Raw genomic sequence first — 13,818 nt, forward strand, 5'->3', positions numbered from 1 at the left:
GCCATGACCGATCTATCCGCTCAACAAACCACCCCGAAAAGCTGGGAACAGCCGGCCGGCAGCGATCTCGAAAGCTGGATGAAAACCCGCATCGCCCGCTACGACACGCGCAAGTACGACTGGAACGCGCTGAAGTTCCAGGCCGACTACGACCCGAAATTCCGTCGTGCGCAAATGCGCTACATCGGCACCGGCGGCACCGGCGTGAGCACCGACATGAACACCATCCCGTCGGAGAACTTCACGTTCTCCACCATGGTGATTCCGGCTGGTCACGAAGGCCCGCCGCACCTGCACACCGACGTTGAAGAAGTGTTCTTTGTGCTGCGCGGCAAACTCAAAGTGGTGATCGAGAAGGACGGCGAGCGTTTCGAAACCATCCTCACCGACCGCGACGTGATTTCGGTGCCGCCCGGCGTGTACCGCGAAGAGATCAACATCGGCGATGAAGACGCGCTGATGTGCGTGATGCTCGGCGCGAAAAAACCGCTGACCCCGACCTACCCGCCAGAACACCCTCTGGCCTCGATCAAGCGCGGATAAGCCCATGTCGTACGCCATCGATAATCTCGTCCCGCCGCTCACGGCTGACCTCCAGGCACAACTGGCCCTGAATTTTCCGGTGCGCACGCTGGAGATCGCCGGCGGTCGCCAGGCCTTTCGCGAATGCGGGGCCGGGCCGGCCATTGTGTTGTTGCACGGGATCGGCTCGGGCTCGGCGTCGTGGTTAGAGGTGGCGCAGCAGCTTGGCCAGAGCGCCCGGGTGATTGCCTGGGACGCGCCCGGCTACGGTGATTCCACGCCGCTGAGATCGCTGGCCCCCGACGCTTCGGACTACGCCGAACGACTGCTGCAACTGCTCGACGCACTGGGTATCCAGCGCTGTGTGCTGGTGGGTCACTCCCTCGGGGCGATTACCGCCACGGCGTTTGCCAGCGGCGTGCAGCAGCAACGGATCAGCCGGCTGGTCTTGATCAGCCCGGCCCAAGGCTATGGCCATCCCTCACGCGCGTTGCAGCGTCAGGAAGTGCGCAACAAACGCCTGCGTGCCCTGGAACAACTGAGCATTAAGCAAATGGCCGAGCAACGCAGTCCCTACATGCTGTCGCCCGCCGCCAGCCCGAAAGCACTGGCGTGGGTGCGATGGAACATGGCGCGGCTCAATCCCGATGGCTATCGCCAGGCCATTGAGCTGTTGTGCAGCGATGACCTGCTGCGGCACCCACCGCTGTCGATGCCTTGCGAAGTGCATTGCGGCGAAGCCGACGGCATCACCGCGCCCGAAAGCTGCCTGACCCTGGCCAAGGCGTTGGGCGCCACGTTCAACCTGATTGCCGATGCCGGGCATGCCAGCCCTATTGAACAACCTTATGTCGTGGCGGGCCGTCTGGCCTTTGCCATTAAAGAATCCCTGACAGGTGCATCTCTATGAACGATTCAGATCTGCTGAAGGACGCTCAGGAAAAATACATCGTGCCGGGCCTGGAGCGCGGCCTGCTGCTGCTCTGCGAATTCAGCCGGCGCAATCGCACGCTGACCGCGCCGGAACTGGCCCGGCGTCTGGCACTGCCACGCTCGACCATATTCCGTCTGCTGACGACCCTGGAAACCATGGGCTTCGTCACCCGCAGCGGCAATGAATACCGCCTGGGCATGTCGGTGCTGCGCCTGGGCTTTGAATACCTGGCTTCGCTGGAGCTGACCGAACTGGGTCAGCCGCTGCTGGCTCGTTTGTGCGACCGCCTCAACTACCCGAGCAACCTGGTGGTGCGCGATGGTCGTTCGATCGTTTACGTGGCCAAGGTCTCGCCGCCGTCGGTGTTCTCCAGCGCGGTCAACGTCGGCACTCGCCTGCCCGCCCACGCCACTGTCCTCGGGCGAATTCTGCTCGAAGACCTGTCGCTGGCCGAGTTGCGTGAGCTGTACCCGGAGGAACACCTGGAGCAGTTCTCGCCGTGCACGCCGAAAACCGTGATGGAACTGTTCGACCTGGTACAAGCCGACCGCCAGCGCGGTTTCGTCAGCAGCGAAGGCTTCTTCGAGTCAACGATCTCGACAGTCGCCGCCCCGGTGCGCGATGAGACAAGCAGGATCGTCGCGGCGCTGGGCGTCACGATCCCGACCGCACAGATCGCTCACGTCAACTTCAACGAGTTGCTGCTGCAAGTGCGCCGTAGCGCCGACGAACTGTCGCGACTGCTCAACTACAACAGCGCTGCTGCCCATGACGGTCAGCACCGCGTCACTGCATTGATGAGGGATTGAGATGAACCTTTATCAACTGCAAGACAGCACCGCGATTGTCACCGGTGGCTCTTCGGGCATTGGCCTGGCCTGCGTCGAGTTATTGCTCGAAGCCGGCGCGGCCGTGGCCTTTTGCGGTCGGGACGAAAACCGGCTGCGCAGCGCCGAAGCCGAGTTGCGTCAACGCTTCCCCGAAGCACGGCTGCTCGCCCATGTTTGCAACGTGCTCGATGCGGACTCGGTCAAGGCGTTTGCCGCGGCTAGCCTGGCCGCATTGGGCCCGGCCAGCGTGCTGATCAACAACGCCGGGCAAGGTCGGGTGTCGACCTTCGCCGACACCACCGACAGCGCCTGGACCGAAGAGTTGAACCTGAAGTTCTTCTCGGTGATCAACCCGGTCCACGCCTTCATGACACAGCTGCAACGCCAGCCGAACGCGGCCATCGTCTGCGTCAACTCGCTGCTGGCCAGCCAGCCGGAACCGCACATGGTCGCCACTTCGGCCGCTCGCGCCGGGGTCATGAACCTGGTGCGCTCGATGGCCACCGAATTTGCCGGCCAGGGCATTCGGGTCAACGGCATCCTCATTGGCCTGGTTGAGTCCGGGCAATGGCGCCGACGTTTCGAGGCCCGCGAAGAGCGGGATCTGGACTGGACCCAATGGACCGCCCGGCTCGCGCAACAAAAACACATTCCCTTAGGGCGTCTGGGCCTGCCGATTGAAGCGGCCCGCGCGATCCTGTTTCTGGCCTCGCCTCTGTCGGCTTACACCACAGGCAGCCATATCGATGTTTCTGGAGGCCTGTCCCGCCATGCGTAATGAAAATACTGTCACCGTTGGCGCTGCCATCACCGCGTTTCTCGAGCAATGCGACGTCAAGGCCGCGTTCGGCGTGATCTCGATCCACAACATGCCGATCCTCGATGCCTTCGCCGTTCGCGGAAATATCCGTTTCGTCATGGCTCGCGGTGAAGCCGGCGCCACCAACATGGCTGACGCTTATGCCCGCACCACCGGCGGCCTCGGTGTCTGCCTGACGTCCACCGGCACCGCAGCCGGCAACGCCGCTGGCGCCATGGTCGAAGCGTTGACCGCCGGCACACCGCTGCTGCACATCACCGGGCAGATTGAAACGCCGTACCTGGACCAGGAATTCGCCTACATCCACGAAGCCCGCGACCAACTGACCATGCTCAAGGCTGTATCGAAGGCTGCATTCCGTGTACGCAGCGTCGAAACCGCCATCAGCACGATGAAACTGGCCGTGCAAACCGCCCTGACCGCTCCTACCGGGCCGGTCAGCGTGGAAATCCCGATCGACATCCAGTCGACGTTTATCACGATGCCGACCGACCTTTCACCGCTGCCAGTTCCAGTGGCCGTCCCCGCACCCGAAGCGCTGGACCTGGTGGCCGAGCGTCTGGCCACAGCCACCCGCCCACTGCTGTGGCTCGGCGGTGGGGCGCGGCATTGCGGGCCGCAAGTCAAACGTCTGCTGGACATGGGCGTCGGTGTGATTACCTCGACTCAAGGTCGCGGTGTGGTCAACGAAGATGACGAACGCTGCCTCGGCGCGTTCTCGCAAAACAAATTGGTCGAGCAATTCCTGCAAAGCTGCGATGCCTTGCTGATCGCCGGCTCCCGTCTGCGCAGCAACGAAACCTTCAAGTACGCGTTGAAATTGCCACGCAACACCTTGCGAATCGACGCCAACCCGGCCATCGAAGGTCGCAGCTATAACAGCGAGCTGTTCATCTGTGGCGACTCGGCGCTGGCCCTTGAAGGCCTGGCGGATCGTCTCGAAGGTCGCCTGCAGATCGACCCGACATTCCTCGCCGAACTCAAGGACGTCCGCGAAAAATCCCGCACCCAATTGATCGCCGACCTCGGCCCGTACTCGGCCATGGTCGAACAGCTGCAAGCCATCACCGGGCGCAATTTCTCCTGGGTGCGCGACGTCACGCTGTCCAACAGCATCTGGGGCAACCGCCTGCTGACCCTGTTCCACCCGCGTGCCGGCGTGCATGCCCTTGGCGGCGGCATTGGCCAGGGCCTGTCAATGGGCATCGGCGCGGCAGTCGCTGCGGCTGAAACGGCACCTGAGCGCAAGGTCTTCGCCCTGGCGGGTGACGGCGGTTTTATCCTCAACCTCGGCGAATTGGCGACGCTGGTGCAAGAAAAAGCCAACGTGGTGATTCTGCTGATGAACGACCAGCGCTACGGCGTGATCCGCAACATTCAGGACGCGGTCTACGGCAGCCGTCACTGCTACGTCGACCTGCACACGCCGGATTATTCCAAGCTGGCGGAATCCCTGAGCCTGCGCCACGGCCTGGTCACCGACCTGAAGGATTTCGGCCGCGTGGTCGACGGCGCATTGGCTCAACCCGGCCCGTTCCTGCTGGAAGTCGACATGCTCGCCGTCGGCAGCTTCGCCACCCAGTTCGCCGGTCCGCCCAACAGCGAAACCAAAGCGCAAAAAGCCACGGCCTGAGGACTTCGTCATGTTGCATATCACCATGATCGGCTGCGGCGCCATTGGCGTCGGCGTGCTCGAACTGTTGGAGAAGGACCCGCAACTGTGCGTTGACTACGTCATCGCTTCGGCCGGGTCTGAAGAACTGGTCCGCCAGCGGCTGGCCAGTTTCAAGCAACCGCCGCAGGTGCTGACCGCCTTGCCGGCCGACGCCCGCCCGGACCTGTTGGTCGAGTGCGCCGGCCACCGCGCCATCGAAGAACATGTGTTGCCGGCGCTGGAGCGTGGCATCGCCTGCCTGATCGTCTCGGTCGGCGCGCTGTCCGAAGTCGGCCTGGTTGAACGCCTGGAAGCGGCAGCCGAACGCGGCCAGACCCGCATCGAGTTGCTGCCCGGCGCCATCGGCGGCATCGACGCCTTGTCGGCGGCCAAAGTCGGCGGGCTGGATTCGGTCAATTACACCGGCCGCAAACCGGCTAAAGCCTGGAAAAACACCCCCGCTGAACAGGCCTGTGACCTGGACAGCATTACCGAAGCCACAGTGATTTTTCAGGGCAGCGCCCGGGAAGCGGCACGGCTCTATCCAAAAAACGCCAACGTTGCGGCGACCTTGTCGCTGGCCGGGCTCGGCCTGGACCGTACCCACGTGACGCTGATCGCCGATCCGCTGAGCGAGGAGAACGTCCATCACTTCGAAGCACGCGGCGCTTTTGGCGGTTTCGAACTGAGCTTGCGTGGCAAACCGCTGCTGGCCAACCCGAAGACCTCGGCGCTGACCGTTTACAGCGTCGTCCGCGCCTTGGGCAACCACGCCCACGCGATTTCGATTTAGGGGACCGTCGATGACTCTCGAACAGACTTTACCGATCTGCATTGCCGGCGACTGGCGCCTCGGTCGCGGCGAGCGTTATGCCACGTGCTATCCCGCCACGGGCGAAGCGGTCGCCTGGCTGAATGCCGCCAGTGTCGAGGACGTCGAAGACGCCGTGCAAGGCGCCCATCAGGCGTTTTTGCACAGCGGCTGGGCGCAGCGCAAACCTCACGAACGGGCCAGCGTGCTGTACCGCATCGCCGAGCTGATCCGTGAGCGCAGCGAAGAACTGGCGCAATTGCAGCGCCAGGACAATGGCAAACCGATCAACGAAACCCGTGCCCTGGTGGCCAGCGCCGCCGGTACGTTCCAGTTTTTCGCCTCGGCCTGCGAAACCCTCGAAGAAACCATCACGCCATCGCGCGGTGATTTCGTCAGCATGAGTGTGTACGAACCGATGGGCGTGATCGCCGCGATCACCCCGTGGAACTCGCCGATTGCCAGCGAAGCGCAGAAGGTCGCTCCGGCGCTGGCGGCGGGCAACGCGGTGGTGATCAAACCGGCGGAAATCACCCCGTTGATGGCTTTGCAACTGGCGCGCATCTGCGAAGACGCCGGGTTGCCAAAAGGATTGCTCAGTGTGCTACCGGGCAAGGGTTCGCTGCTCGGTGATGCGTTGACCCGTCACCCGCTGGTCAAGCGCGTGTCGTTCACCGGCGGCACCAAAACCGGCAAACACATTGCCCACATCGCCGCTGACAAGATGATGCCGGTGTCGCTGGAACTGGGCGGCAAATCGCCGACCATCGTCCTCGACGATGCCGATCTCGACCACGCGGTGGCCGGTGTGTTGTACGGCATCTTCAGTTCTTCGGGCGAAGCCTGCATTGCCGGGTCGCGGTTGTTCGTCGCCCGCGCCTTGTATGAGCCGTTCATGGCGCGCCTGGTGGCCGCTGCGGCCGAACTGCGCGTCGGTGATCCGGCCGATGAACGTACCCAAATGGGCCCGTTGATCAGCGCCGGCCACCGCGACTCGGTGGAGCGTTATGTTGCTCTAGGGCTGGCCGAAGGTGGACGCCTGCTGCTCGGTGGCAAACGTCCGAGTGGCGGCGTGTACGACCAGGGTTATTACTACCCGCCGACCATCCTCGAAGGCCTGAACAACAGCCAACAGGTTTGTCAGGAAGAGATCTTCGGCCCCGTTTTGGTGGCGATGCCCTTCGATGACGAAGCGCAATTGCTCGAGCAGGCCAACGACAGCCTGTACGCGCTCGCCGCTGGCATCTGGACGCGCGATTACAAACGCGCCTGGGCACTGGGCCGAAAAATTCAGGCCGGGACGGTGTGGATCAACACCTACAAACAGTTCTCGATTTCCACACCGTTCGGCGGCTGGCGCGACAGCGGTCTGGGCCGTGAAAAAGGTCGCCTCGGCATCCTGCAGTACATGGAACAGAAAAGCCTTTATTGGGGCATGAATGAACAGCCACTGGCCTGGGCCGGTGTGCAACGAGAGGTTGGGTTATGAGCGTTTTAGGCATTGATGAAGTCACCTACGGCGTCGAGGACCTCGACACCAGCGTGCGTTTTTTCAGCGACTGGGGCCTGACGAAAGTCAGCGAACAACCTGACGAAGTGGTCTTCGAAACCCTCAACGGTTGCCGCGTGGTGCTCGCCGACATCAACAAGGCCGGTTTGCCGCCCGCCATCGAGGCTGGTTCGACAGTGCGCGAAGTAGTCTGGGGCGTTGAAAGCGACGCTGACTTGAAGCTTTATAGCGAACGAATCGCCAACGATCCGGGCTTCATCGAAGCGGATGGGCGCATCGGTTGCACCGACCCCAACGGCCTGGCGATCCGCCTGCAAGTGACCCGCAAGCGTGAGCTGGAGATCGAGTGCAGCGGCCATAACACCTGGCAGACCAAAGGCCGGATCAACAAGGCCGCGCCGATTTACGAGCGCGCCACACCGATCGAAGTCGGCCATGTGGTGTTTTTCGTCAAGGACGTCAATGCCTGCGAAGCGTTCTATCACGAGCGTTTCGGCTTCCAGGCCTCTGACCGCTATCCGGATCGCGGGGCGTTCCTGCGCACCGCCGAAGAAGGCGGCCACCACGACCTGTTCATGCTGCAACTGCCCGCCCCTCGTGCCGGCCTGAACCACGTCGCCTTCACCGTGCGCGATGTGCACGAAGTGTTCGGCGGCGGCATGCACATTTCCCGCAGCGGCTGGGCAACGGAAATCGGTCCGGGTCGGCACCCGGTGTCGTCGGCGTTCTTCTGGTACTTCAAAAACCCGGCCGGCGCACTGGTCGAGTACTACGCCGACGAAGACCAGCTGACTGGCGAATGGCAGCCGCGGGACTTCGAGCCGGGCCCGACGATGTTCGCTGAATGGGCGATTGCCGGCGGCATCGATGGCAATACCCGACGCCAGCAGCATGTCGAAGCGCCGCAAGGCAAGTTCCTCACCGACAAACCGAAACCCTGAGCAGGAGTTACTCATGTCCGCACTGAATATCGCGATTGCCGGGGCCGGTATCGGTGGCTTGACCGCCGCCATTGCGCTGCTTCGCGCAGGCCATAACGTCACCGTATTCGAACAGTCGAAAGCCTTTTTGCGGGTCGGCGCCGATATCAACCTGACACCTAATGCCGTACGTGCTCTGGATGGTCTCGGGATTGGCGCTGCCGTGCGCATTCCGGCCGCTCGTCCAACGCACCGGATCAGCCGCCTGTGGGACAGCGGCGAGGAAACTTCGCGCCTGGAAATGTCCGATGCCGCCGAACAGAAATACGGTGCACCGCAACTGACCATTCACCGCGCCGATCTACTGGCCGCACTGACGGACGTCTTTCCACCCGAACAGGTGAAGTTTGGCAAACGCGCCGAGCACGTCGTGCAAACCGCCGACGGCATCGAGTTGCGCTTCAAGGATGGCAGCCGCCACGTCACCGATCTGTTGATCGGCGCCGATGGCATCCATTCGGTGGTGCGTAATGCGCTGTTCGGTGATGAGCAGCCGCGCTTTACCGGAGTGGTCGCTTACCGCGCCGTCGTACCTGCCGAAAGCGTGGCCCATGTGCCGAACATTCAGGCGTTCACCAAATGGTGGGGCCCTACCCCGCAAAGCCAGATCGTGACGTTTCCGCTGAACCAGGGCCGGGACATTTTCATCTTCGCCACCACCGCTCAGGACAGCTGGCATGAAGAGTCCTGGACCAGCGCCGGCGATGCCGACGAGTTGCGCAGCCACTATCAGGACTTCCACCCGGACGCTCGCGCTCTGCTGGATGCGTGCAACGAGGTGCTCAAGACCGCGCTGTATGAACGCGATCCGCTGCCGTTCTGGTCCAAGGGTGCGATGACCCTGCTGGGCGATGCCTGCCATCCGATGATGCCGTTCATGGCGCAAGGCGCCGGCCAAGCGATCGAAGACGCAGTGGTGCTCGCTCGCCATTTGCAAGACCTGACCAGCACCGCGCAGATCGCCGATGCCCTGCAGGCTTATCAGCAGGCGCGGTTGCAACGCACCAGCCAGATCCAGATCGGCTCGCGTGGTAACCAATGGCTCAAGGACGGCGGCAACGCCGACTGGGTTTATGGCTATGACGCCTGGGCCGTGCCGATGCCGAACGTGGCGTGAGCAGGACCGCAGGCATGAGCGAGACCTTGCTGGTGACCGTGCTGCTCAAGCACGACCAATCAAAGAACCTGGAAGAGATTCAGCGGCACATGAAGCAGCAGGACTGGTGGGAACGGTTTCCCCCGCAAGGCGTCGAGGTGGTGTCCTGGACCGTGGCCATGGGCCTGGGCCAGATCGTCACTCTGCGGTTGCCGCCGAGCCTGCTGCCGACCCTCAACGTCGAGCTCGAACGCTCGGCCTGGGGCGTGTTCAGCACCGAAGTTTTCCCGACGTATGACTTTATTCCCGTGCGCGAAATGATCCGCGAACGGGTACGTAATGGAGGTCAATGAGATGAGCAATACCGAACCCTACCTGGAGCCCCATCAGGCCCGTAAACGTCCCAACACCCAGTTCGAAGAGTTGCTCGGCGACTCCATCGAACGCGCCTTTGGCAACGGGGTGACCGAGTTGCCCGACCTGCTCGCGCATCTGAATCTGGCCGGGCCACCCTGCCCGCTGACCACCGGAGAGTGGACACAAGACGCCTATAAAACCCTGATGGCTCGGCTGGGCGAATGACCCGCCGGAGGACAATAAGAAATGAACATGAATACAACCGTCGATCCCGCTGAAAACCTCTTGGCCAACGGGTTGAAAAACCTTTGGTTCCCGGTCCTGCCTTCCGATCAATTGGGCGAAAAACCGGTGTCGATTCGCCGTCTGGGCTACAAGATCGCCCTGTGGCGCGACAATGACGGCAGCGTCCACGCCCTGGAAGATCACTGCCCTCATCGCGGCGCGCCGCTGTCCCAGGGACCGGTGCTGGGTGACCGTCTGCAATGCCCTTATCACGGCGTCGAAGTGCGCTGTGACGGCACCGTCACCAAAGTCCCCGGCAGCCCCGGTTGCAAGCTTGAAGGCAGCCGCCCGACACGCATGTTCCACACCCGTGAAGCCGCTGGCGCGATCTTTCTGTACAACGCGGCAGATCCGCACGTGGACACGCCGCCGGAGCTGGTCCTGCCAGAGCAACTGACCTCCCCGGAATGGAGCAGCTTCCTCTGCTACACCGAGTGGAAAGGCGATTATCGCTACGTCATCGACAACGTCATGGACCCGATGCACGGCACCTACCTGCACAAGATGTCGCACTCCATGAGCGAAGGCGAAGCCACCGCAAAGTTCGTCACCCGCGACACCGACAACGGTTTCTTCTTCGAGAAAGAAGGCCAGCGCGGGGTGAATTTCGACTGGACCGAGTTCATGGACAACGGCTGCCACTGGCTGCGCCTGGAAATCCCCTATCCGAAAACCGGCGGCCCCGGCGGCAACTTCACCATCATCGGCAGCTACACACCGAGCAGCCGTTCCTTGTCGGCAGTGTTCCACTGGCGTTGCCGTCCGCTGACCGGCTGGCAGCGCGACACCTGGCGTTTCCTCTACAAAAATCGCCTGGAAGCACGCCACTGGGCGGTGCTGGAACAGGACCGGGTGCTGCTCGAATTCATGGAGCCGGACGCCAACCAGCGGGAAAACCTCTACCAGCATGACCTCGGTGTGGTGCGTCTGCGTCGCTACCTGAAAAACGCGGCCAAGGCCCAATTGGAGCTGATCGACGCGAAGCAGTTGCCATGAACGCAGCCGTGCAACGTGTTCAGGCCGGCTCGTTGATCGAGCCGGCCAGCGCCACCTGGTCGAATGCCTTGCTGATCGGCAATGAAGTGGTGATGTCCGGCATGACCGGCCATCCCGCTACACGCCTGGCCGTTGTGGCTGACGCGCCGCTCGATGCCTACGCCCAGACACTTGTCGTGTTGAACAAAGTCCGGGCGCTGGTCGAGGCGGCGGGTGGGCATATCGGCAACATTTACCGGCTGACGGTGTATGTCACCGACATCGCCGACAAGGACGAAGTGGGTCGCGCACGGCGTGACTTCTTCGAAGGTCAGGCGGTTTTTCCTACCTCCACGCTGGTTGAAGTGAGCGCGCTGGTGTTTCCCGAACTGCGGGTGGAGATCGAGGCCGGCGCGCGTCTCGATCTCGATTTGCGTACTGTCGAAAAGAGGTGACCGATGTCCCATTCCTCCCCCCTCACCGCTCGCGTGCACACGTTGCGCTATGAAGCCGAAGGCATCATCAGCGTTGAATTGCGGCCGTTTGGCGACACGGTGTTCGCCCCGTTTGAAGCCGGCTCGCACATCGATCTGCATTTACCCAACGGGCTGGTGCGCAGTTACTCATTGCTCAACTCGCCAAGCGATCAAGGCCGTTACGTGATCGGCATCCTGCGTGATCGCAACAGCCGCGGCGGCTCGGAATTTGTGCACGCGCAACTGCGGGTCGGCATGCAACTGCCGATCTCGTCGCCACGCAATAATTTCCAGCTCGACCTGAGTGCCAGACACAGCGTGCTGGTGGCCGGCGGTATCGGCATCACCCCGATTTACTGCATGTTCCGCCAACTGCTGGCACTGGGAAAATCCGCCGAGCTGATCTACTGCGCCCGCTCGCGACAGGAAGCCGCGCTGGTTGAGGAACTCAGCGGCTTGAGTGCCAAAGTTGTCTATCACTTCAACGATGAAAAGGGCATGCCGCCAAACCTGAGCGCCTACCTGGCCGATCAGCCGAGCGATACGCACTTCTATTGCTGCGGTCCGACGCCGATGCTCGATGCTTTCGAAAGCACCTGCGAAGGCCTCGGTTACCCTCATGCGCATATCGAGCGCTTCGCGGCGGCCGAATTGCCACCGTCCGAAGATGCCCAGAGTAGCTACAGCGTCGAGCTGAAAAAATCCGGCAAGACGCTGTCGATCGAGCCTGGTTTGAGTTTGCTCGATGTGCTGCTCGAGGCGGGTTGCGATATTGAGTACAGCTGTCGTGAAGGGGTGTGCGGTTCGTGCGAGACGCGGGTTCTGGAAGGTGATGTCGACCACCGGGACGGCGTACTGACCAAAGCCGAACGTGCGGCCAACAAATCGATGATGGTGTGTGTGTCGGGCTGCAAGAGTCGGCGATTGGTACTGGATCTATAACACGAGTATCAAGTTTCCAGGGTTAAACAGGCCGACAGGTATGTCGGCCTTTTTTATGCGCGCGACATAAAAAACGCACAGTGAACGTGCAGTTTCGTTACCCCTCGAGGCGCCTGTTTCATGGGCAATACAAACAAACATGTTTCCCATATAAACAATTGTTTTTATTGGGTTTTTAAGCACCTTAAAGACGTTTAAGAGTTGGCATAGTTTCTGCTCAGGTAACCCTGAGTTCATAGGCCATACGCCGTATTACCCATAAAACAACAAAAACAGAAACGCACTTAATCAAAGCAACACTCGACGTTATCCACCCATCGCCACTGTTAAGGCGAACGGAACAGTGTTGCCGGTCACTTTGTAGCGTTCAATTGAGCAGCGGAGTCAACATGAAGCATTACGTTATATGTATGGGACTGATGATGAGCAGTTGCGTGAGCTTCGCCGGTGAACCCGGTCCCGCTGCGCCCGTGACATCGACTACCGGTAAAAAGCCGTTTCCGCATATCGCCTGGCGCAGCGACGATGGCGAAAGCAGCCTGGACATCGGTGGTGCCCTGCGAACCAACTACCGCGACGAGCATTGGGACACCACCGAAAACAATGGGCGTTTTCTCTTCGACACCTTCCGCATCGACGTACAGGCGACCTACAAAAATCTCTATAGCGATGTCGGCTACTGGTTTCAGGATGACGGCAAGCGCTCCATCGACCGCGGCTTCGTCGGCTACCGCCTCAACAGCAACTCAAACCTGCAACTGGGCGCGCCGTTCAAACCGTTTGGCCTGGAACCCTATCCGCAATTTGGCTGGAGCTATCACCTGCCCTTCTTCATGGGCTATGGCGTCAGCGCCGGCACAGGCTTGAAGTACAGCTACAAGGATCAGGACTGGGATCTGCAACTGGGGTACTTCCCGCGCATGTTGCCTTCCGACATTCGCTACTCGCCGGAAGTCGGGCGTTACGCCGACCTCAAGGACAATGCGATCCCCTTCACCCAGTCGCGCCAGGACAACGAGAAACACAACCAGATCAACGCCCGGGTCGCGCGGACCTTTATCAATGATGGCTGGAAAACTGAAATCGGCGCGTCCGTGGCCACCGCCCAGTTGTACAACGCCACCACCAAAGACGACGGCGATTACTGGGCCGGCGGTATCCACGCCATCATCAACGCTGGCGCGTGGACCGTCTCCACCCAAGGCATCCGCTATGAGTACGACCCCAAAAACCCTGCCGGTGTCAGTAACGACTCGGTGCTGATGGGCGGCAACGGCCTGACCCCGGCGTATCTGATCGCCTCCAAGGCCACCATTGCTTCGCTGAACGTCGGCTATGACATCCCGACGCCGAAACTGGGGCAATTGAAGAAGATCAAGCTGTACAACGACTACAGTCGCATGATGAAAGACAAGAGCGGTTGGGACGACTCGCAGATGTACACCGTCGGTGCGCAGTTCCTGGCCATGCCGATCATGGCGTGGGTCGACCTGACCTGGGCAAAAAACGCCAACCCCTATGGCGGTGCGGAGAACGGTACGGGCTTTACCAATACCCGTTCGGTTGGCAGCAATCAGTGGTATTACCGGACCAACGTCAATATCGGGTATTACTTCTGACCCGTTG

The 13,818-nt window shown here is 61.4% G+C and carries 15 protein-coding genes; all 15 read left to right on the top strand.

Features of this window, described 5'->3' with window-relative positions; all coding sequences use genetic code 11:
- The first annotated feature begins 3 nt into the window (after positions 1-3).
- The 15 genes from ACMXYJ_RS21170 (at position 4) to ACMXYJ_RS21240 (ending at position 13,811) form a co-directional block, all read left to right on the top strand.
- Positions 4-543 (top strand): cupin domain-containing protein, encoded by a 540-nt coding sequence (locus ACMXYJ_RS21170; protein WP_415756760.1) that lies wholly within the window; start codon positions 4-6, stop codon positions 541-543.
- Positions 544-547: 4 nt separating this feature from the next.
- Positions 548-1,432: an alpha/beta fold hydrolase gene (locus tag ACMXYJ_RS21175; RefSeq protein WP_415756761.1), complete on the top strand. Its 885-nt coding sequence runs from the start codon at positions 548-550 to the stop codon at positions 1,430-1,432.
- Positions 1,429-2,265, top strand: a complete 837-nt coding sequence (locus ACMXYJ_RS21180) for an IclR family transcriptional regulator (protein ID WP_415756762.1) — start codon at positions 1,429-1,431, stop codon at positions 2,263-2,265. The genes ACMXYJ_RS21175 and ACMXYJ_RS21180 overlap by 4 nt, the downstream gene beginning before the upstream one ends.
- A 1-nt stretch (position 2,266) precedes the next feature.
- Complete coding sequence (locus ACMXYJ_RS21185; protein WP_415756763.1) at positions 2,267-3,064, top strand: SDR family oxidoreductase; 798 nt, start codon at positions 2,267-2,269, stop codon at positions 3,062-3,064.
- Positions 3,057-4,739 carry a thiamine pyrophosphate-binding protein gene (locus ACMXYJ_RS21190; protein ID WP_415756764.1) on the top strand — a complete coding sequence of 561 codons (1,683 nt, stop codon included), beginning with the start codon at positions 3,057-3,059 and terminating at the stop codon, positions 4,737-4,739. The genes ACMXYJ_RS21185 and ACMXYJ_RS21190 overlap by 8 nt, the downstream gene beginning before the upstream one ends.
- A 10-nt stretch (positions 4,740-4,749) precedes the next feature.
- On the top strand, positions 4,750-5,553 hold the full coding sequence (locus tag ACMXYJ_RS21195; protein WP_123368849.1) for an aspartate dehydrogenase: 804 nt from the start codon (positions 4,750-4,752) through the stop codon (positions 5,551-5,553).
- Positions 5,554-5,563: 10 nt separating this feature from the next.
- Positions 5,564-7,060: an aldehyde dehydrogenase gene (locus ACMXYJ_RS21200; protein WP_415756765.1), complete on the top strand. Its 1,497-nt coding sequence runs from the start codon at positions 5,564-5,566 to the stop codon at positions 7,058-7,060.
- Positions 7,057-8,022, top strand: coding sequence for a VOC family protein (locus tag ACMXYJ_RS21205; protein WP_415756766.1), 966 nt, complete (start codon positions 7,057-7,059; stop codon positions 8,020-8,022). The genes ACMXYJ_RS21200 and ACMXYJ_RS21205 overlap by 4 nt, the downstream gene beginning before the upstream one ends.
- A 13-nt stretch (positions 8,023-8,035) precedes the next feature.
- The gene (locus tag ACMXYJ_RS21210) at positions 8,036-9,178 is read left to right on the top strand and encodes an FAD-dependent monooxygenase (protein WP_415756767.1); all 1,143 of its coding nucleotides are present in this window, start codon (positions 8,036-8,038) and stop codon (positions 9,176-9,178) included.
- Positions 9,179-9,192: 14 nt separating this feature from the next.
- Positions 9,193-9,510, top strand: a complete 318-nt coding sequence (locus tag ACMXYJ_RS21215; protein WP_123368846.1) for a hypothetical protein — start codon at positions 9,193-9,195, stop codon at positions 9,508-9,510.
- 1 nt (position 9,511) lies between these two features.
- Entirely contained in the window at positions 9,512-9,739 is a 228-nt protein-coding gene (locus ACMXYJ_RS21220) for a recombinase-like helix-turn-helix domain-containing protein (RefSeq protein ID WP_415756768.1), read from the top strand.
- A gap of 21 nt (positions 9,740-9,760) precedes the next feature.
- Positions 9,761-10,795, top strand: coding sequence for an aromatic ring-hydroxylating oxygenase subunit alpha (locus ACMXYJ_RS21225; protein ID WP_056745372.1), 1,035 nt, complete (start codon positions 9,761-9,763; stop codon positions 10,793-10,795).
- The gene (locus tag ACMXYJ_RS21230) at positions 10,792-11,229 is read left to right on the top strand and encodes a Rid family hydrolase (RefSeq protein ID WP_415756769.1); all 438 of its coding nucleotides are present in this window, start codon (positions 10,792-10,794) and stop codon (positions 11,227-11,229) included. The genes ACMXYJ_RS21225 and ACMXYJ_RS21230 overlap by 4 nt, the downstream gene beginning before the upstream one ends.
- A 3-nt stretch (positions 11,230-11,232) precedes the next feature.
- Entirely contained in the window at positions 11,233-12,192 is a 960-nt protein-coding gene (locus tag ACMXYJ_RS21235) for a PDR/VanB family oxidoreductase (RefSeq protein ID WP_415756770.1), read from the top strand.
- A gap of 389 nt (positions 12,193-12,581) precedes the next feature.
- Complete coding sequence (locus ACMXYJ_RS21240) at positions 12,582-13,811, top strand: hypothetical protein (protein WP_415756771.1); 1,230 nt, start codon at positions 12,582-12,584, stop codon at positions 13,809-13,811.
- The last annotated feature ends 7 nt before the right edge of the window (positions 13,812-13,818 follow it).

The organism is Pseudomonas arabinosi (assembly GCF_047758675.1).
GTDB classification, from domain to species: Bacteria; Pseudomonadota; Gammaproteobacteria; order Pseudomonadales; family Pseudomonadaceae; genus Aquipseudomonas; species Aquipseudomonas arabinosi.